At 66.6% G+C, this 18,645-nt stretch carries 17 protein-coding genes; 13 read left to right on the top strand and 4 right to left on the bottom strand.

Translation table 11 applies throughout. The features are described 5' to 3' along the window. The first annotated feature begins 45 nt into the window (after positions 1 to 45). The 5 genes from ggt (at position 46) to QO207_RS06675 (ending at position 6,165) form a co-directional block, all read left to right on the top strand. Positions 46 to 1,719, top strand: coding sequence for a gamma-glutamyltransferase (gene ggt / locus QO207_RS06695; RefSeq protein WP_301531710.1), 1,674 nt, complete (start codon positions 46 to 48; stop codon positions 1,717 to 1,719). An 80-nt stretch (positions 1,720 to 1,799) separates the two neighbouring features. Next, entirely contained in the window at positions 1,800 to 3,692 is a 1,893-nt protein-coding gene (locus tag QO207_RS06690; RefSeq protein ID WP_301531819.1) for an ATP-binding protein, read from the top strand. Beyond that, the gene (locus tag QO207_RS06685) at positions 3,689 to 5,014 is read left to right on the top strand and encodes a sigma-54 dependent transcriptional regulator (protein ID WP_301531709.1); all 1,326 of its coding nucleotides are present in this window, start codon (positions 3,689 to 3,691) and stop codon (positions 5,012 to 5,014) included. The genes QO207_RS06690 and QO207_RS06685 overlap by 4 nt, the downstream gene beginning before the upstream one ends. A 47-nt stretch (positions 5,015 to 5,061) precedes the next feature. Next, entirely contained in the window at positions 5,062 to 5,601 is a 540-nt protein-coding gene (locus QO207_RS06680) for a hypothetical protein (protein ID WP_301531708.1), read from the top strand. Between the two features lie 114 nt (positions 5,602 to 5,715). Beyond that, on the top strand, positions 5,716 to 6,165 hold the full coding sequence (locus QO207_RS06675; protein WP_301531707.1) for a hypothetical protein: 450 nt from the start codon (positions 5,716 to 5,718) through the stop codon (positions 6,163 to 6,165). Positions 6,166 to 6,871: 706 nt separating this feature from the next. Here the strand turns inward: QO207_RS06675 and QO207_RS06670 are convergent. Next, positions 6,872 to 7,819 (bottom strand): AraC family transcriptional regulator, encoded by a 948-nt coding sequence (locus tag QO207_RS06670; protein ID WP_301531706.1) that lies wholly within the window; start codon positions 7,817 to 7,819, stop codon positions 6,872 to 6,874. A 226-nt stretch (positions 7,820 to 8,045) separates the two neighbouring features. Between QO207_RS06670 and QO207_RS06665 the strand changes: the two genes are divergently transcribed. The 3 genes from QO207_RS06665 (at position 8,046) to QO207_RS06655 (ending at position 9,740) form a co-directional block, all read left to right on the top strand. Further along, positions 8,046 to 8,939 (top strand): NAD(P)H-binding protein, encoded by an 894-nt coding sequence (locus QO207_RS06665; RefSeq protein ID WP_301531705.1) that lies wholly within the window; start codon positions 8,046 to 8,048, stop codon positions 8,937 to 8,939. Positions 8,940 to 9,059: 120 nt separating this feature from the next. Further along, on the top strand, positions 9,060 to 9,305 hold the full coding sequence (locus tag QO207_RS06660; RefSeq protein ID WP_301531704.1) for a hypothetical protein: 246 nt from the start codon (positions 9,060 to 9,062) through the stop codon (positions 9,303 to 9,305). A 294-nt stretch (positions 9,306 to 9,599) separates the two neighbouring features. Next, positions 9,600 to 9,740 (top strand): hypothetical protein, encoded by a 141-nt coding sequence (locus tag QO207_RS06655; RefSeq protein ID WP_301531703.1) that lies wholly within the window; start codon positions 9,600 to 9,602, stop codon positions 9,738 to 9,740. Here the strand turns inward: QO207_RS06655 and QO207_RS06650 are convergent. Both QO207_RS06650 and QO207_RS06645 read right to left on the bottom strand, forming a co-directional pair. After that, the gene (locus QO207_RS06650; RefSeq protein WP_301531702.1) at positions 9,713 to 10,330 is read right to left on the bottom strand and encodes a class I SAM-dependent methyltransferase; all 618 of its coding nucleotides are present in this window, start codon (positions 10,328 to 10,330) and stop codon (positions 9,713 to 9,715) included. The two genes, QO207_RS06655 and QO207_RS06650, sit on opposite strands and share 28 nt — an antisense overlap. Further along, the gene (locus QO207_RS06645; protein ID WP_301531701.1) at positions 10,311 to 10,733 is read right to left on the bottom strand and encodes a hypothetical protein; all 423 of its coding nucleotides are present in this window, start codon (positions 10,731 to 10,733) and stop codon (positions 10,311 to 10,313) included. Before QO207_RS06645 ends, QO207_RS06650 begins: the two co-directional genes overlap by 20 nt. Before the next feature lie 192 nt (positions 10,734 to 10,925). On the opposite strand from QO207_RS06645, the gene QO207_RS06640 reads away from it, so the two are divergent. The 5 genes from QO207_RS06640 (at position 10,926) to prpF (ending at position 17,850) form a co-directional block, all read left to right on the top strand. After that, positions 10,926 to 11,648 (top strand): GntR family transcriptional regulator, encoded by a 723-nt coding sequence (locus tag QO207_RS06640; RefSeq protein ID WP_081517269.1) that lies wholly within the window; start codon positions 10,926 to 10,928, stop codon positions 11,646 to 11,648. Continuing rightward, positions 11,645 to 12,532, top strand: a complete 888-nt coding sequence (gene prpB / locus QO207_RS06635; RefSeq protein WP_301531700.1) for a methylisocitrate lyase — start codon at positions 11,645 to 11,647, stop codon at positions 12,530 to 12,532. Before QO207_RS06640 ends, prpB begins: the two co-directional genes overlap by 4 nt. A 203-nt stretch (positions 12,533 to 12,735) precedes the next feature. After that, on the top strand, positions 12,736 to 13,896 hold the full coding sequence (gene prpC / locus QO207_RS06630) for a 2-methylcitrate synthase (RefSeq protein ID WP_301531699.1): 1,161 nt from the start codon (positions 12,736 to 12,738) through the stop codon (positions 13,894 to 13,896). Between the two features lie 29 nt (positions 13,897 to 13,925). Beyond that, positions 13,926 to 16,535 (top strand): Fe/S-dependent 2-methylisocitrate dehydratase AcnD, encoded by a 2,610-nt coding sequence (gene acnD, locus QO207_RS06625; protein WP_301531818.1) that lies wholly within the window; start codon positions 13,926 to 13,928, stop codon positions 16,533 to 16,535. Between the two features lie 127 nt (positions 16,536 to 16,662). Next, the gene (gene prpF / locus QO207_RS06620) at positions 16,663 to 17,850 is read left to right on the top strand and encodes a 2-methylaconitate cis-trans isomerase PrpF (protein ID WP_301531698.1); all 1,188 of its coding nucleotides are present in this window, start codon (positions 16,663 to 16,665) and stop codon (positions 17,848 to 17,850) included. 194 nt (positions 17,851 to 18,044) lie between these two features. On the opposite strand, the gene QO207_RS06615 is transcribed toward prpF, so the two are convergent. Next, the gene (locus QO207_RS06615) at positions 18,045 to 18,635 is read right to left on the bottom strand and encodes an LON peptidase substrate-binding domain-containing protein (RefSeq protein ID WP_301531697.1); all 591 of its coding nucleotides are present in this window, start codon (positions 18,633 to 18,635) and stop codon (positions 18,045 to 18,047) included. Between the last annotated feature and the right edge of the window lie 10 nt (positions 18,636 to 18,645).

Here is an 18,645-nt window from a genome sequence, read left to right as displayed (position 1 = left end):
GGCCTTCAACCTCACCGCCAGTACAAGAACAAATAAGGAAGTCCCATGCGCGTGTTCCACTTCAGCAAGCTGCCCCTGGGCGTCGCGATCCTCGCGGCGAGTTCTTCGGTCTTCGCCGTCACCCTCGACGGCGGCGCGGTAGCCGCACCCGACCAGTACGGTGCCAAGGTCGCCGCCGAGATCCTCAAGAAGGGCGGCAACGCCGTCGACGCCGCGGTCGCCACCGCCTTCACCCTCGCGGTCACCTATCCCGAGGCCGGCAACATCGGCGGCGGCGGCTTCATGACCCTGTACGTCGACGGCAAGCCGTACTTCCTCGACTACCGCGAGATCGCCCCCAAGGCCGCGACCAAGACCATGTACCTGAACGACAAGGGCGAGGTGATCGATAACCTCAGCCTGGTCGGCGCCAAGGCCGCCGGCGTGCCGGGTACCGTGATGGGCCTGTGGGAAGCGCACAAGCGCTTCGGCAAGCTGAAGTGGAGCGAACTGCTGACCCCGGCCATCGGCTACGCGCAGAGCGGCTTCCGGGTCGCCGACCAGCAGTACCAGTACCGCCAGGACGCCATCGCGCTGTTCAACGGCAAGACCAACTTCGGCGACTACTTCGGCACCATGAAGCCGGGCGAAACCTTCAAGCAGCCCGAGCTGGCCAAGACCCTGGAGCGCATCGCCGACGAGGGCCCGGACGACTTCTACAAGGGCGAGACCGCCAAGCTGCTGGTCGCCCAGATGAAACAGGACGGCGGCCTGGTCACCGCCGATGACCTCTCCACCTACGAAGCCAAGTGGCGCGAACCGATGCGCGTCGACTGGCAGGGCAACACCCTCTACACCGCGCCGCTGCCCAGCTCCGGCGGCATCGCCCTGGCCCAGCTGATCGGCATCAAGGAACAGCGCGCCGCCGACTTCAAGGGCGTCGAGCTGAACTCCGCCAAGTACATCCACCTGCTCGCCGAAATCGAAAAGCGCGTGTTCGCCGACCGCGCCGACTACCTGGGCGACCCGCAGTTCTCCAAGGTGCCGGTGGCCCAACTGACCGATGCGAAATACATCGCCAAGCGCGCCAAGGAAGTGAACCCCAACGCCATCTCGGCAACCGAGAAGGTCCGCCCCGGCCTTGAGCCGCACCAGACCACGCACTTCTCCATCGTCGACAAGGACGGCAACGCCGTCAGCAACACCTACACCCTCAACTGGGACTTCGGCAGCGGCGTGGTGGTCAAGGGTGCCGGCTTCCTGCTCAACGACGAGATGGACGACTTCAGCTCCAAGCCGGGCGTAGCCAACGCCTTCGGCGTAGTGGGCAGCGATGCCAACGCCATCGAGCCGGGCAAGCGCATGCTCTCCTCCATGAGCCCGAGCATCGTCACCCGCGACGGCCACGTCAGCCTGGTGCTGGGCACTCCCGGCGGCTCGCGGATCTTCACCTCGATCTTCCAGGTGCTGAACAACGTCTACGACTACAAGCTGCCCCTGGAGAAGGCCGTCGCCGCGCAGCGCGTACATCACCAACTGCTGCCCAAGGACACCATCTACTACGACGCTTACGCACCGCTCACCGGCAAGGTCGCCGACGAGCTCAAAGCCATGGGCTACACCCTGGAAGACCAGGGCTGGAACATGGGTGACATCCAGGCCATCCGTGTCAACGGCAAGGCGCTGGAAACCGCCTCCGATCCGCGCGGCCGCGGCGTCGGCATGGTGGTCAAACCCTAACCCCTGGCAGACGCACCGTGTGGTATCCGAGCCAGTCCATCGCCGCCCCCCGGCGTTGGGCTGGCTCGGCCCCGGCGACTGTGCTGCAATGCGCCTCCAGCCCATTGCCGCCGCCGCTCACCGTGAAGCCACGCCTCGTGCGCAACTACCTGTTGCCCTTCCTGCTGCTCCTGCTCACCCTGGGCTTCGGCTACGGCGGCTACCTGATCAGCGAAGGCGCCGGCACCCGCACCCTGATCGAGACCGGCGAACGCCAGCTCGAACTGCACGCCCGTGGCGTGGAAAGCGAGATCAGCCGCTACACCTACCTGCCCAGCCTGCTGGAACTCGAAGGCAGTGTCAGCCGCCTGCTGGTGGACCCGACGCCGCTGCACCGCGACCGCGTCAACCATTACCTGGAAGGCCTCAACCGCCGCGCCGGCAGCCGCGCCGTGTACCTGCTGGACACCTCCGGCCGCGTGCTGGCCACCAGCAACTGGCAGGACGCCGACAGCTACCTGGGTGAAGACCTGTCCTTCCGCGCCTATTTCCAGGAAGCGGTGAACGGCCGCCCCGGGCGTTTCTACGGCATCGGCAGCACCACCGGCGAACCCGGTTACTACCTCGCCCACGGCCTCGTGCATGGCGGCAAGATCGTCGGCGTGGCGGTGGTCAAGGTGCGCATGGAGGCCCTCGAAGAACGCTGGGAGAAGGCGCGCCTGCAAGCCTTCGTCAGCGACGAGAACGGCATCATCATCCTCTCCAGCGACCCGGCCCTGCGCCTGAAGGCCGTGCGCCCGCTCAGCGACCAGGACAAGGAACGCCTCGCCCGCAGCCTGCAGTACTACTGGTGGGCGCTCAACGAATGGCAACCGCTGTCGCGCAAACCACTGGGCGAGGGCGTCGAGGAAATCAGCTTCCCGCCGGGCGAGCATGCCGACAGCCACAAGCCGCTCAGCTACCTGATGCAGACGCGCCAGCTCAGCGACACGCCGTGGAACTTCACCCTGCTCACCCCGCTGGCCGACCTGCGCCGCGAAGCGCTGATCCACGGCATGCTCGCCGCACTGGGCTTCGCCCTGTTCGCCTTCCTGCTGATCGCCTGGAACGAACGGCGCAAGGTCATCGCCACCCGCCTCGCCGCCCGTGAGGCGCTGGAGCAGGCCAACAATGCCCTGGAGCGGCGCATCGCCGAGCGCACCGCCGACCTGCGTGCCAGCAACCAGCACCTGCGCGAACAGATCCGCGAACGCCGGCAGGCCGAGGACACCCTGCGCAAGGCCCAGGACCGTCTGGTACAGGCCGGCAAGCTGGCGGTGATCGGGCAGATGTCCACCAGCATCGCCCACGAACTCAACCAGCCGCTGGCAGCGCTGCGCACCCTGTCGAGCAACAGCGTGCGCTTCCTCGAACGCGGCAAGCTCGACGTCGCCAGCAGCAACCTCGAAGCCATCGCCGAAATGGTCGACCGCATGGGTCGCATCACTGCCAGCCTACGCGCCTTCGCCCGGCGCGCCGACGACCACGGCCAGGCGACCCTGAGCAAGGCGGTGGACGCCGCCGTGATGGTGCTGCAGGTGCGACTCGCCGAGGTGCCGGTGACCCTGCACCGCGACTACCCCGACGCGTGCCTGGCCATCGACCAGACGCGCCTGGAACAGATACTGGTCAACCTGATCGCCAACGCCCTCGACGCCATGCGCGCGCAGGACGACCGCCGCCTGTGGCTGGAAGGCCGCATCGAAAGCGACGGCCACTACCGCCTGGTGGTCCGCGACAACGGCCCCGGCATCCCGCAGGATCAGCGCCAGCACCTGTTCGAACCCTTCTTCACCACCAAGCCCGGCGAACTCGGCCTGGGCCTGGGCCTGACCCTTTCGGCCAGCCTCGCCACCGCCGCCGGCGGCAGCCTCGGCGTGGCCTATCCGGAGGCCGGCGGCACCGCCTTCGAGCTGCACCTGCCGCTGCTACCGGCCATGGAGACACCCGCATGAGCGACCCATCCCTGCGCGTCCTGATCGTCGAGGACGACCCCCACGTGCGCCTCGGCTGCCAGCAGGCGCTGGCCCTGGAAGACATCGAGACCGACAGCGTGGGCAGCGCCGAGGAAGCGCTGAAGAAGGTCGGCGCCGACTTCCCCGGCATCGTCGTCAGCGACATCCGCATGCCCGGCATGGACGGCCTGCAGCTGCTGGAAAAACTCAAGGCGCTCGACCCCAGCCTGCCAGTGGTGCTGATCACCGGCCATGGCGACATCGCCATGGCGGTCAAGGCCATGCGCGACGGCGCCTACGACTTCATGGAGAAACCCTTCTCCCCCGAAAAGCTGGTGGACACCGCGCGCCGCGCCCTCGCCCAGCGCGCGCTGACCCGCGAGGTCAGCCAACTGCGCCGCCAGCTCGCCGGCAAACAGGCCCTGGAGAGCCGGCTGATCGGCCGCTCGCCGGCCATGCAGGCGCTGCGCGAGCTGATCGCCAACGTCGCCGACACCTCCGCCAACGTGCTCATCGAAGGCGAGACCGGCACCGGCAAGGAACTGGTCGCGCGCTGCCTGCACGACTCCAGCCGGCGCCAGCCCAAGCCCTTCGTCGCGCTCAACTGCGGCGGCCTGCCGGAAAGCCTGATCGACAGCGAAATCTTCGGCCACGAAGCCCACGCCTTCACCGGCGCCGGCAAGCGGCGGATCGGCAAGATCGAGCACGCCGACGGCGGCAGCCTGTTCCTCGACGAGATCGAGAGCATGCCGCTGAACCTGCAGATCAAGCTGCTGCGCGTGCTGCAGGAGCAGCAGCTGGAACGCCTGGGCTCCAACGAACTGATCCGCGTGGACTGCCGGGTGATCGCCGCGACCAAGTCCGATCTCGCCGCCATGGGCCGCGACGGCAGCTTCCGCAGCGACCTCTACTACCGCCTCAACGTCATCACCCTCAACCTGCCGCCGCTGCGCGAGCGCCGCGAAGACATCCTGATGCTCTTCGAGCACTTCCTGCAGCAGTCCTCGCTGCGCTTCGACCGCCCGACGCCGCCCATCGACAACGCCACTGCCGCCACGCTGATGGCCCACGACTGGCCGGGCAACGTGCGCGAGCTGCGCAACGTCGCCGAACGCTTCGCCCTCGGCCTGCCAGTGCTGGCCGGCGGCAATCTCGGCCCGGAAGCCGGGGAACCGCGCTTCGCCGAGGCCGTCGAAGCCTTCGAGAAGAGCCTGCTGTCCACCGCCCTCGAACGCCACGCCGGCAACCTCAGCCAGGCCGCGCACGCACTGGGCATGGCCAAGACCACGCTGTTCGACAAGGTGAAGAAATACGGCCTGTGACGGCGGGCCTCGCACACCACTGACAGTCACTCGGAAAAGGATTGGCAATGACTGAAGAAGCTCTGCTGCAAGAACTCTGGAAGATCCTCGAACCCATCGAGATCGAGCACTTCGAGGTGGTGGCCGGCAAGGCCGAGGCCGCCGCCCTGGAGCGCTATGAAGCGGACCTGGGCTTCGCCCTGCCGGAGGTTTTCCGCCTGCTGACGCTGTCCAAGCTCGGCGGCCTGTACATCACCGCACGGGAAGAATCCTGGCCGGCCGCCAAGGCCTTCGACGTCGGCCCCGCCTGGACCTTCTGGCGCGGCCTGCTGGTGTTCGGGCTGGCCGAGGACATCCCCGAATGGCTGAGCCTGAGCGTGCAGCTGGCCGAAGTCCGCAGCCAGGGCATCGAGGACTTCGCGCCGGTGCTCAAGGTCGAGAGTGACCCGCGCTACTACGGCTTCCGCGCCGACGGCAGCCTGGCGCTGTACGACGGCTACGAGGTGGAAAGCTGCGAACAGAGCGATTTCCTCGAGCTGTTCAAGCAGGAAGTCGACAGCCTGATCGAACGCATGGAGCAGATGCGCGCCCGCATCAGCGCGCGCTGAGCGAATGGTGATGCGTCAGCGCGGCTTCAGTCGCGCTGACGCAGGGCGTTGATCTCTGCCCCGCCGTCCCGGACACTATCGGCCTTTGAACCGGCCGCACGAGCGGGAGCCACCATGTCCACCCAAGCCGAAACCCTCTGGAACCAGCTCTGCGCCGACGCCGGCGTCGACCCGCAGCAGCGCATGGCCGCACGCCAGGCCATCCTCGCCGACAGCAGCGCGCTGGACGCCACCGTCTACCGCCCCGACGACAACGACCCGGACGCGGAAGAACTCGACATGGGCGACGCCAAGGTGCTCTTCCTCGGCCCCTTCGAAGCCCCCATCGAATGGGACGCCGCCGAGCGCGAAGACTTCTTCGACGACGCCGACCCGGCGCTGTTCTTCAGCGCCCGCATCGAATGCGAAGCCCAGCCCGGCACCTCCGCCTTCTTCGTCCCGGAAGTCGGCGACTACCTGGCGGTAATGGACGGCGGCAAGATCCAGATGTACTTCCTCCACGACTGGCGCGAAGACGACGACGGCTGCACCTGCGTGCTGATCCGCGACGATATCCAGCTCTGATCGGACGCTTCCCGGAACCCGCCTCCTTACGCACGGACCATCGTGCCGTGCGGTTCGCGAGCAAGCTCGCTCCTACAGTTCCGCCCGACCGCGGCGCTCTTCGTAGGAGCGAGCTTGCTCGCGAACCCGCCCCCACGTCGTCACCAGCCCCACAGGGCCGACTCCGCCATTTCCCTTCGCGTAGGAGCGGACTCTGTCCGCGATGGGCCACCGGCCAGCTCGGAGTACCCGGGGATCGATCGCGGACGGAGTCCGCTCCTACGTATACGGCGACTTCCGCGTCGACTTGTGGAACGTAGGGCGCATAACCTGGAACAGGTTATCCGCCGCCCCTTAGCGGCGGATAACGCTGGCGCGTTATGCGCCACGGGGCTGACTCCGCCGATTTCCTTCGCGTAGGAGCGGACTTTGTCCGCGATGTGCCACCGGCCAGCTCAGAGCCGCCGGGGATCGATCGCGGACGGAGTCCGCTCCTACGTATACGGTGACTTCAGCGTCGACCTGTGGAACGTAGGCGCATAACCTGGAACAGGTTATCCGCCGGCCCTCAGCGGCGGATAACGCTGGCGCGTTATGCGCCACGGGGCTGACTCCGCCGATTCCCTTCGCGTAGGAGCGGACTCTGTCCGCGATGTGCCACCGGCCAGCTCGGAGCAGCCGGGGATCGATCGCGGACGGAGTCCGCTCCTACGCTCCATGGCACAACCTAGCTGCGCCGCACACTCCCCGGCGAAACGCCAATGAACCGCTTGAACGCTCGACTGAACGCCGCCTCGGACTGGTAGCCCAGCCGCTCCGCCAGCTCGGCTACCCCGATTTCTCTTTCCTGCAACCAGCTCAGCGCCACATGCATGCGCCAGCGGGTCACGTAGTGCATCGCCGGCATGCCGACCTTCTCGGCGAAGCGCGCGGCAAAGGCCGAGCGCGACATGGCCGCCACACCAGCCAGCGATGCGAGGCTCCAGTCCCGCTCCGGCTCGCGATGGATCAGGCTCAGCGCACGCCCCAACTGGCGGTCCTGCAGCGCGCCGAGCCAGCCGGTTTGCGCGGCCGGGTCCTGCTCGATCCAGGCGCGGATGGCCTGGATCACCAGGATGTCGGCCAGCCGGGTGATCACCGTTTCACCGCCGGGGCGCATGGCCCGCGCCTCGTTCTCCATCAGTTGTAGGGTGCTCATCAGCCAGTCGCGCTGGCCGGGGTCGCGCACCTGTGCTTCCAGCACACGCGGTAGCAGGCGCACCAGTTGCAGCGCAGCGGGGTGATCGAAGCGCACCGCGCCGCAGATCATCGCCGTCGATTCACCACCACCGCCCTGGCGCAGCACTTCGTAGCGGTCGCTGGCGTAAGCCCGCGGTAGATCGAACAGCCCCGTCGCCGCTTCTCCCGGCGCACTCGCCAGCCGGTGGCCTTCACCGTGCGGCACCAGTACCAGGTCGCCCGGCGCCAGCCGGCGCGGCTCGTCGCCCTCGGCTTCCAGCCAGCATTCGCCGACGGTCAGCACATGGAACATCAGACACTGCGGCATGGCCGGCAGGTCCAGCCCCCAGGGCGCAGTGAACTCGGAGCGGCAGTAGAAGGTGCCACTCATTCGCAGGAAATGCAGGGCCTCGCCCAGGGGATCGGTGGAAGCCCAGGCGTCGGTCAGGTCTGGCATGGCATGGCATGGCATGGCATGGCWTGGCATGGCATGGCATGGCAGTAGGAGTATTCATGGTCTTGAGACTGATCCGGCGATTCGGCGGCGTCCAGCACTCCTGGACGAATGAGCATGAAGCAGCGATTCCCAGGCATTAACCGTCCGGCAATTCAGCAGGAGACTGAATCCAGGCCAACGAACCCACGGCGGGCGCCGCGGGACGGCCAACAGCGAGGACATCGCCATGATCACCGTAATGGGAGCCACCGGCCGCACCGGTTCGAGAATCTGCCAGACCCTGCTGCAAGCCGGCGTGCCGGTCCATGCCCTTGGCCGCAACGCCGAGCGACTGGCGCCGCTGGCTGCCGCCGGCGCGCAGATTGCTGTGGGCGAACCCCATGACGCTGCCTTCCTCAGCGAGGCCTTCCGCGGCTCGGATGCGGTCTACACCCTGCTCGCCTACGGTCCGGATACCGAGGACTACCGCAACCAGCAGGCCGCCCAGGGCGAGGCGATCCTCGCCGCCATCCGCAGCAGCGGTGTTCGTCATGTGGTGTTCATCAGCAGCGTGGGCGCCGAGGTGCCTTCCGGCACCGGGCCGATCATCAGCATGCATGACCAGGAACAGCGCCTGGCGACTCTGCTGCCGGAAGTGAACGTACTGACGCTGCGTGTCGGCGCCCTGTTCGAGAACCTCTACGGCGCGCTGCCGATAGTCCGCGCCTGTGACTGCTACAGCGATGCAGTAGCGCCGGACGTGCCGGTGCCGATGATCGCCACGGCGGATGTGGCCGACGCCGCCAGCCGCGCCCTGCTCGCCCGCGACTGGCACGGCAGGGTGGTGCGGGAGCTGCTCGGCGAGCGTGACATCAGCTACGCCCAGGCCACCTGCGCGCTCGGCGCCGCGATCGGCAAACCGGACCTGCCGTACGTGCAGATGACGCCCGAGGAACTGATCGGCGCGCTGCGTGAAGGTGGCTGTTCAACCAGCGTCGCCGCCTGCTACGCGGAACTGGCCGAGGCGATCAACAGCGGCCTGGTGCATGCCCGCGAGGCCCGGTCGCCGGCCAACACCACGGCAACCTCCATCGAGACTTTCGCCCTGGAATGGGCGGAGGCCTACAAGACCATGCCGTAGGCAAAGCCTTCGGGCAGGACAAAATAAATTCCTACAAATTTCTCAGAGACCTCTGATGAATTCGGCGCTGGTCCGCTGTCTAGAGTACGCGCCCTTTTGCACTCAGCCGGACCATCCGCCATGCAGCACGATCCTGAAAGCCTCTGGGTGGAAGTGGAGACCTGGTCACCCTACCGCCCGCAACGCATCCTCCACGGCCGCATCAGCCTGGACGACTACCACGCCCTGCGCGCCGGCCACGGCCCCGCCATGGTGCGCCTGGAGGACTGCCAGAGCCGGCAGAACCCCAGCGGTGCAGTGCACGACCTGTTCCTCAGCAACTCGCACATCCTCAGCGTCACCCCCGCCGATCATCAGGTCGCCTGAGGCGCCAGCCCGGCGCCACGCAGGCAGCCGGCTTGCGACGCGGCCTGCCGCCGCGCCAGGGGATCAGAGGGGATAGTCGCACAGCGCATTCAGAGGAACCTGACAGAGACCGTAGAGGTTGGGCGCTAAGGTTTGCCACCTCTTCATCACCCTCTGCCGAGTGACGTTCCCATGAATGAACAACTGAAGGTCGAAGTCGTGGTTCGCGCCCACAACCGCGAGTCTTCCGTGCTCCAGGGCTGGATCAGCAATAGCGACTAACGCGCCCTGAGCGATGGGCACGCCCCCGCTGTGGTGCGCCTGAACGACTGCCAATCCGACTCGGGTTTCGTCCAGCGCCCGGAAGACCTGTTCCTGCGCAGCGCCTACATCCTCAGCATCGAGGTGCTGGATCGCCTGCCGGAACCTCAGTCGGCCATGCCGCGGTACACGTAAGTCATCGGCCGCGGGCCGGGCAGGTAATCCTGGATCAGCTCGCGCAGGTGGAATCCGCCGGATTCGATCAGCGCCGGCATGTCGCGGTCCAGGTGGCAGCCGCCGGCCAGGGGTTTCCATACAGGTGTCAGCCGGTGTTGCCAGGTGCGCACGCCAGCGTCCGGCGCCAGGCCGTGTTCGCAGAAGAGGAATTCGCCGCCGGGCTTGAGCACCCGGCGCATTTCCTTCAGCGCGGCTACTGCATCGGGGATGCTGCATAGCGTGAAGGTGCAGACGATGCTGTCAAAGCTACCGGCATCGGCACGAATCTGCCCCAGCTCCAGCGCCACCATGTCCACCGGGATGTGAATCGCCTCGGCGCGGCTGCGGGCGAGCTTCTGCATCTGTGCCGCAGGGTCGACGCCGACGATTGTCGACACTTTCGCCGGATCGTAGAACGCCAGGTTCAGCCCGGTGCCCATGCCGATCTCCAGCACCCGCCCGCGGGCGCGGGGCACCAGCAGCGAGCGCTGCTTCATCACATCGCCCATGCCGCAGGCGAAGTCGATCAGCCGGGGCAATGCATGACGGTCATACCAGCTGCGGATCATCGGTGTTCCTCCTGGCCGCCAGGGCCCAGCCGCCACCATAGACCAGAACGGCAACCAGCAGCGGCCCGCCACAGACCAGGGCCACCTCCGCCGCCAATTCGGCAAGGGAGTAGGTGCTCCAGCTCGCCACCCGGCTGTCGTACAGACAAAGATCCACCCAGAACCAGCCCAGCAGGGCGACTCCCGACGAAAGCGCGCCGCGCCAGCCCGCCGCCGCTCGCTGCGGCCAGGCCGCCAACGCGACCCACAGCGCCCAGAACAGCAGCAGCGGCGTCATCTCCTGCCACAGGCCGATCGGCTGCAGGTCCGCCGTCGGGTTGTCCCGGTACGGATGCAGGGCCCACAGTCCCTGCGCCCAGCCCAGCAGCAGAAAGCCCGCCACGCAGGCGACCATTCGTTTCATCCGTTCCCTCGATTGCACGACTCGCTCCCTGATAGTGCCGGCGAGCATCTTCGCATGTCCGCAGCAGTACTCGCCGGCCCGCTATAAGAAAACCGGCGGATTAGACGATTGTCGACAATTCATCAGATCTCGATTGACCCAGAGGGTTTCCAGGGGTAGCTTTCGCCGCACACCAAGAAGATTGTCGACACCATGAGCGATAGCCTGATTCTGCCCACCCCCGCCAGCGACGACGGCGAGACCCTCTCGGAACACGTGTTCCGCAAGATCCAGTCGGCCATCGTCAAGGGCGAGATCGCCCCCGGCAGCAAGATTTCCGAGCCGGAGCTGGCGCGCACCTACGGCATCAGCCGCGGCCCGCTGCGTGAGGCGATCCACCGCCTGGAAGGCCAGAAGCTTCTGGTGCGCGTACCCCACGTCGGCGCGCGGGTGGTTTCGCTCAGCCACGAGGAGCTGCTGGAGCTCTACGAGATCCGCGAATCCCTCGAAGGCATGGCCTGCCGCCTGGCCGCCGAGCGCATGAGCCAGGCCGAGATCGACGAGCTGCGCCGGGTGCTCGACACCCACGAGCGCGACGAGGCGTTTCAGGCCGGCCGCGGCTACTACCAGCAGGAAGGCGACTACGACTTCCACTACCGGATCATCCAGGGCAGCGGCAACCGCACCCTCACCCGCATGCTCTGCGGCGAGCTGTACCAGCTCGTGCGCATGTACCGCCTGCAGTTCTCGGCGACGCCCAACCGCCCGCGCCAGGCCTTCTCCGAGCACCACCGGATTCTCGATGCCATCGCCGACCGTGACGGCGAACTGGCCGAGTTGCTGATGCGCCGTCACATCGGCGCCTCGAAACGCAATATGGAGCGTCACTACCTGGACGCCCAAGCCAAGACAGCCAACGAACGAGGTGAACAATGAGCTACAAGACCGCCGGCCAACGTTTCCGTGAAGCCCTTGCCGAAGAAAAGCCGCTGCAGGTGATCGGCGCGATCAACGCCAACCACGCGCTGCTGGCCAAGCGCGCCGGCTTCAAGGCCATCTACCTCTCCGGTGGCGGCGTGGCGGCGGGTTCCCTCGGCCTGCCGGACCTGGGCATCAATACCCTGGACGACGTGCTCACCGACGTTCGCCGCATCACCGACGTCTGCGACCTGCCGCTGCTGGTGGACATCGACACCGGCTTCGGTCCCAGCGCCTTCAACATCGAGCGCACCGTCAAGAACCTGATCAAGGCTGGCGCCGCCGCTGCCCACATCGAGGACCAGGTTGGTGCCAAGCGCTGCGGTCACCGCCCGGGCAAGGAAATCGTCTCCACCCAGGAGATGGTCGACCGCGTAAAAGCTGCCGCCAACGCCAAGACCGACCCGGACTTCTTCCTCATCGCCCGCACCGACGCCATCCAGGCTGAAGGCGTGGACGCCGCCATCGAGCGCTGCCAGCGCTACGTCGAGGCCGGCGCCGATGCGATCTTCGCCGAAGCCGCCTACGACCTGCCGACCTACAAGCGCTTCGTCGATGCCCTGAACGTACCGATCCTGGCCAACATCACCGAGTTCGGCGCCACCCCGCTGTTCACCCGCGACGAGCTGGCCTCGGTCGGCGTGGCCATCCAGCTGTATCCGCTGTCCGCCTTCCGCGCTGCCAACAAGGCCGCCGAAGCCGTGTACACCGCGATCCGCCAGGAAGGTCACCAGCAGAACGTGATCGAACTGATGCAGACCCGTGCCGAGCTGTACGACCGCATCGGCTACCACGCCTTCGAGCAGAAGCTCGACGCGCTGTTCGCCGCTGGCAAGAAGTGAGCGCGCGAACCTGAACCTTATGTAGGGTGCATAACGCCCCAGGCGTTATCCACCATCGGCTGTGACGGCGAATAACGCTTCACGTTATTCGCCCTACGCCAGGGCCGACCTCCCGCACGGGGGGCGGCCAACCAGATTCGAACCGATATCCCGGCCGCGCCGGGGACAAGAACAAGCAACCGGATTTGATGAGGAGACACGCGATGAGCGCTACCGCAGAAACCACCACCGGCTTCAAGCCGAAGAAGTCCGTGGCCCTGAGTGGCACCGCCGCTGGCAATACCGCCCTGTGCACCGTCGGCCGTACCGGCAACGACCTGCACTACCGTGGCTATGACGTGCTGGATTTCGCCAACCGCTGCGACTTCGAGGAAATCGCCCACCTGCTGGTCCATGGCAAGCTGCCCAACGCCGCCGAACTGGCCGGCTACAAGGCCAAGCTGAAGGCCCTGCGCGGCCTGCCGGCCGGCGTGAAGGCTGCCCTGGAAACCCTGCCGCCGTCGGCCCACCCGATGGACGTGATGCGCACCGCCGTGTCCGTGCTCGGCTGCCTGTCGCCAGAGAAGGACGACCACAACCATCCGGGCGCCCGTGACATCGCCGACAAGCTGATGGCCTCCCTGGGCTCCGCGCTGCTGTACTGGTACCACTTCAGCCACAACGGCAAGCGCATCGACGTCGAGACCGACGACGACTCCATCGGCGGCCACTTCCTGCACCTGCTGCACGGCGAGAAGCCCCGCGAGTCCTGGGTGCGCGCCATGCACACCTCGCTCAACCTGTACGCCGAGCACGAGTTCAACGCCTCCACCTTCACCTCCCGCGTGATCGCCGGCACCGGCTCGGACATGTTCTCCTGCATCGCCGGCGCCATCGGCGCGCTGCGCGGCCCGAAACACGGCGGCGCCAACGAGGTGGCCTTCGAGATCCAGAAGCGCTACGACAACCCGGACGAAGCCGAGGCCGACATCCGCGCCCGCGTCGAGAGGAAGGAAGTGGTGATCGGCTTCGGCCACCCGGTCTACACCGTGTCCGACCCGCGCAACAAGGTGATCAAGGAAGTCGCCAACCAGCTGTCGCACGAGCAGTCCAACACCAAGATGTATGACATCGCCGAGCGCCTGGAAACCATCATGTGGGACATCAAGAAGATGTTCCCCAACCTCGATTGGTTCAGCGCCGTGAGCTACCACATGATGGGCGTGCCCACCGCGATGTTCACCCCGCTGTTCGTCATCGCCCGCACCGCCGGCTGGTCCGCCCACGTCATCGAGCAACGCATCGACGGCAAGATCATCCGCCCGAGCGCCAACTACACAGGCCCTGAAGACCTGAAGTTCGTGCCGCTCAAGGACCGCAAATAGTCTTCGTGGATAAAAAAATGACTACTTCCGTGAACAGCCAATTCCGCAAACGCCTGCCCGGCACCGCGCTGGATTACTTCGACGCCCGCGAGGCGGTCGAGGCGATCCAGGCCGGCGCCTGGGACAAGCTCCCCTACACCTCCCGCGTGCTGGCCGAACAGCTGGTGCGCCGCTGCGAGCCTGCGGACCTGACCGCCTCCCTGGAGCAACTGGTCTACCGCAAGCGCGACCTCGACTTCCCCTGGTACCCGGCGCGCGTGGTCTGCCACGACATCCTCGGCCAGACCGCGCTGGTCGACCTCGCCGGCCTGCGTGACGCCATCGCCGAGAAAGGTGGCGACCCGTCCAAGGTCAACCCGGTGGTGCCGACCCAGCTGATTGTCGACCACTCGCTGGCCGTGGAAGCCGCCGGTTTCGACCCGGACGCGTTCGAGAAGAACCGCGCCATCGAGGACCGCCGCAACGAGGATCGCTTCCACTTCATCGACTGGACCAAGACCGCGTTCAAGAACGTCGACGTGATCCCGGCCGGCAACGGCATCATGCACCAGATCAACCTGGAGAAAATGAGCCCGGTGATCCAGGCGCGCGGCGGCATCGCGTTCCCCGACACCTGCGTCGGCACCGACTCGCACACCCCGCACGTGGACGCCCTGGGTGTGATCGCCATCGGCGTCGGCGGCCTCGAAGCCGAGACCGTGATGCTCGGTCACCCTTCGATGATGCGCCTGCCCGACATCGTCGGCGTCAAGCTCACCGGCCAGCGCAAGCCGGGCATCACCGCCACCGACATCGTCCTGGCGATCACCGAGTTCCTGCGCAAGGAGCGTGTGGTCGGCGCCTACGTCGAATTCTTCGGCGAGGGTGCGGACAGCCTGTCCATCGGCGACCGCGCGACCATCTCCAACATGTGCCCGGAATACGGCGCCACCGCCTCGATGTTCTACATCGACGGCCAGACCATCGACTACCTCAAGCTCACCGGCCGCGAGCCGGAGCAGGTGGAGTTGGTGGAGAACTACGCGAAGACCCTCGGCCTGTGGAGCAGCGCCCTGGAGACCGCCGAGTACGAGCGCGTGCTGGAGTTCGACCTGGGCAGCGTCGTGCGCAACATGGCCGGCCCGTCCAACCCGCACCGCCGCCTGCCAACCTCGGCGCTGGCCGAGCGCGGCATCGCCGACGAAGCCAAGCTGCAGGAAGGCAAGGGTGAAGAAGCCCAAGGCCTGATGCCTGACGGCGCGGTGATCATCGCCGCCATCACCAGCTGCACCAACACCTCCAACCCGCGCAACGTGATCGCCGCCGGCCTGGTGGCGAAGAAGGCCAACGCACTGGGCATGATCCGCAAGCCGTGGGTGAAGACCTCCTTCGCGCCGGGTTCGAAGGTCGCCAAGCTGTACCTGGAAGAAGCCGGCCTGCTGCCGGAGCTGGAGAAGCTCGGCTTCGGCATCGTCGCCTATGCCTGCACCACCTGTAACGGCATGTCCGGCGCGCTGGACCCGGTGATCCAGAAAGAGATCATCGACCGCGACCTGTACGCCACTGCCGTGCTCTCGGGTAACCGCAACTTCGACGGCCGTATCCACCCCTACGCCAAGCAGGCCTTCCTCGCCTCGCCGCCGCTGGTGGTCGCCTACGCCATCGCCGGCACCGTGCGCTTCGACATCGAGCAGGACCCGCTGGGTACCGACCGGGACGGCAACCCCGTCACCCTGAAGGACCTCTGGCCGTCCGACGAAGAGATCGACGCCATCGTCGCCTCCAGCGTCAAGCCCGAGCAGTTCAAGCAGGTGTACATCCCGATGTTCGACCTGGGCAGCGTGCAGGAAGCGGAAAGCCCGCTGTACGACTGGCGCCCGATGTCCACCTACATCCGCCGTCCGCCCTACTGGGAAGGCGCGCTGGCCGGCGAGCGCACGCTCAAGGGCATGCTGCCGCTGGCGATCCTGCCGGACAACATCACCACCGATCACCTGTCGCCGTCCAACGCCATCCTGCTGGACAGCGCGGCCGGCGAATACCTGGCGAAAATGGGCCTGCCGGAGGAGGACTTCAACTCTTACGCCACCCACCGCGGCGACCACCTGACCGCCCAGCGCGCCACCTTCGCCAACCCGCAGCTGGTCAACGAAATGGCCGTGGTCAACGGGGAAGTGAAGAAGGGTTCGCTGGCTCGCGTCGAGCCGGAAGGCAAGGTGATGCGCATGTGGGAAGCCATCGAAACCTACATGAACCGCAAGCAGAACCTGATCATCGTGGCCGGCGCCGACTACGGCCAGGGCTCGTCCCGCGACTGGGCGGCCAAGGGCGTTCGCCTGGCGGGCGTGGAAGTGATCGTCGCCGAAGGCTTCGAGCGCATCCACCGCACCAACCTGGTGGGCATGGGCGTGCTGCCGGTGGAGTTCAAGCCGGGCACCACCCGACTGACCCTGGGCCTGGACGGCACCGAGACCTACGACATCAAGGGCGACGTGTCGCCGCGCTGCGACCTGACCCTGGTGGTCAATCGCCGCAACGGTGAAGTGGTCGAAGTCCCCGTTACCTGCCGCCTGGACACCGCCGCCGAAGTGAAGGTGTACAACGCCGGCGGCGTGCTGCAGCGCTTCGCCAAGGACTTCCTCGAGTCGTCCGTGGCGTGATGTAACGGCCGGCCCGCCTGGGCCGGCACCAATCCTGTAGGAGCGAGCTTGCTCGCGAACCAACCCCCGCTGCGGAGCTGTTCGCGAGCAAGCTCGCTCCTACGAAAAGCCGACAGGATCGAGACCCATGCCCCACGTACCCCAAGTGAAGATCCCCGCCACCTACATCCGTGGCGGCACCAGCAAGGGCGTGTTCTTCCGCCTGCAGGACCTGCCCGAGCGCTGCCAGGTGCCCGGCGCGGCCCGCGACAAGCTGTTCATGCGCGTGATCGGCAGCCCCGATCCGTACAGCGCGCACATCGACGGCATGGGCGGAGCGACCTCCAGCACCAGCAAGTGTGTGATCCTGTCGAAAAGTACCCAGCCGGACCACGACATCGACTATCTCTACGGGCAGATCTCCATCGACAAGGCCTTCGTCGACTGGAGCGGCAACTGCGGCAACCTCTCCACCGCCGCCGGCTCGTTCGCCATCCACGCAGGTCTCGTCGACCCGTCGCGCATCCCGGACAACGGCACCTGCGTGGTGCGTATCTGGCAGGCCAATATCCAGAAGACCATCATCGCCCACGTACCGGTCACCAATGGCCAGGTGCAGGAAACCGGCGACTTCGAGCTGGACGGCGTGACCTTCCCCGCCGCCGAGATCGTGCTGGAGTTCCTCGACCCGTCCGACGACGGTGAAGACGGCGGCGCCATGTTCCCCACCGGCAACCTGGTGGACGACCTGGAAGTCCCCGGCATCGGCACCTTCAAGGCGACCATGATCAGCGCCGGCATCCCGACCATCTTCGTCAACGCCCAGGACATCGGCTACACCGGCGCCGAGCTGCGCGAAGCGATCAATGGCGACCCCGAGCAACTGGCGCGCTTCGAGAAATTCCGCATCGCCGGCGCCCTGCGCATGGGCCTGATCAAGACCCCGGAAGAAGCCGCGACCCGCCAGCACACGCCGAAGATCGCCTTCGTCGCGCCGGCGAAAGACTACGTCACCTCCAGCGGCAAGCAGGTCCAGGCCGGCGATGTCGACCTGCTGGTGCGCGCGCTGTCCATGGGCAAGCTGCACCACGCCATGATGGGCACCGCCGCCGTGGCCATCGGCACCGCCGCGGCCATCCCCGGCACCCTGGTGAACCTCGCCGCCGGCGGTGGTGAGCGCAGCGCCGTACGCTTCGGCCATCCCTCCGGCACCCTGCGCGTAGGCGCGGAGGCGAAGCAGGTGAACGGCGAATGGACCGTGACCAAGGCCATCATGAGCCGCAGCTCGCGCATCCTCATGGAAGGCTGGGTGCGGGTGCCGGGCGATTCGTTCTGATCCCAGGCTCTGCCGTTGAAAGCACAAGGCCCGCATTCGCGGGCCTTGTTGCATCAAAGTCAGGGAAACGCCTGGAAGAATGAGCTTGCTCGCGAACCGCTTTTGCTCTCGTAGGAGCGGAGCTTCTCCGCGAACATCGGCGCGCGATGAACGATTCGCGGACAGGGTCCGCTCCTACAGGATGCGCCGTGGTGTCAGGCGACGAAGTCGCCCTGCAATTGCTCCAGCAGCACCTGGATGCGCGCCAGGCGCACGGTGGGGTCGTCCATCTCCAGCAGCACCTGCTTCTGGTCACGCTCGAACGGCAAGAGGTAGGCGAGCTGGCAGGCCAGTGCCTGCTGGCCGTTGACCTCACCGCCCATCTCCAGCGCAGAGACCATCGGGTGCATGGACAGCGCTTCGAGCAACGCGGCGAGGTCGTCGTGCTCCTTGGTCAGTGGCTGGTCAATCTGCTCGTCCAGCCACTGCACTTCGGCCACGGTCAGCTGGTCCGGCTGCACGTTGGCGGAGAGCACGCGGAAGCGCCGGCCGCCCTCGACACGGATACCCAGCAGGCCATTGGACTGCTGCTGAAAGTCACGGATATGCGCCTCGCAGCCGACCAGGCTGTAGCGCTCGGGCGCATCGCCAACTTCCTCGCCCTCGACGATGGCCACCACGCCGAACCCGCCGTTCTGCTTCATGCAGCGGCCGATCATGTCCAGGTAGCGCGCCTCGAAGATCTGCAGGTCGAGGCGGCAGCCGGGAAACAGCACGGTGTTGAGGGGGAACAGCGGCAAACTCATGGACACTCCA

It is taken from the genome of Pseudomonas sp. CAN1, assembly GCF_030462585.1.
Taxonomy (GTDB): domain Bacteria; phylum Pseudomonadota; class Gammaproteobacteria; order Pseudomonadales; family Pseudomonadaceae; genus Pseudomonas.
Note: the sequence above shows the minus strand (reverse complement) of the source record. Positions and strands in the feature narration are given on the sequence as shown.

Excerpts from the sequence above, each read along its gene's own strand:
- ggt (WP_301531710.1), top strand. The coding sequence starts at position 46 with ATGCGCGTGTTCCACTTCAGCAAGCTGCCCCTGGGCGTCGCGATCCTC.
- QO207_RS06685 (WP_301531709.1), top strand. The coding sequence starts at position 3,689 with ATGAGCGACCCATCCCTGCGCGTCCTGATCGTCGAGGACGACCCCCAC.
- QO207_RS06680 (WP_301531708.1), top strand. The coding sequence starts at position 5,062 with ATGACTGAAGAAGCTCTGCTGCAAGAACTCTGGAAGATCCTCGAACCC.
- QO207_RS06675 (WP_301531707.1), top strand. The coding sequence starts at position 5,716 with ATGTCCACCCAAGCCGAAACCCTCTGGAACCAGCTCTGCGCCGACGCC.
- QO207_RS06670 (WP_301531706.1), bottom strand. The coding sequence starts at position 7,819 with ATGCCAGACCTGACCGACGCCTGGGCTTCCACCGATCCCCTGGGCGAG.
- QO207_RS06665 (WP_301531705.1), top strand. The coding sequence starts at position 8,046 with ATGATCACCGTAATGGGAGCCACCGGCCGCACCGGTTCGAGAATCTGC.
- QO207_RS06660 (WP_301531704.1), top strand. The coding sequence starts at position 9,060 with ATGCAGCACGATCCTGAAAGCCTCTGGGTGGAAGTGGAGACCTGGTCA.
- QO207_RS06650 (WP_301531702.1), bottom strand. The coding sequence starts at position 10,330 with ATGATCCGCAGCTGGTATGACCGTCATGCATTGCCCCGGCTGATCGAC.
- QO207_RS06645 (WP_301531701.1), bottom strand. The coding sequence starts at position 10,733 with ATGAAACGAATGGTCGCCTGCGTGGCGGGCTTTCTGCTGCTGGGCTGG.
- QO207_RS06640 (WP_081517269.1), top strand. The coding sequence starts at position 10,926 with ATGAGCGATAGCCTGATTCTGCCCACCCCCGCCAGCGACGACGGCGAG.
- prpB (WP_301531700.1), top strand. The coding sequence starts at position 11,645 with ATGAGCTACAAGACCGCCGGCCAACGTTTCCGTGAAGCCCTTGCCGAA.
- prpC (WP_301531699.1), top strand. The coding sequence starts at position 12,736 with ATGAGCGCTACCGCAGAAACCACCACCGGCTTCAAGCCGAAGAAGTCC.
- prpF (WP_301531698.1), top strand. The coding sequence starts at position 16,663 with ATGCCCCACGTACCCCAAGTGAAGATCCCCGCCACCTACATCCGTGGC.
- QO207_RS06615 (WP_301531697.1), bottom strand. The coding sequence starts at position 18,635 with ATGAGTTTGCCGCTGTTCCCCCTCAACACCGTGCTGTTTCCCGGCTGC.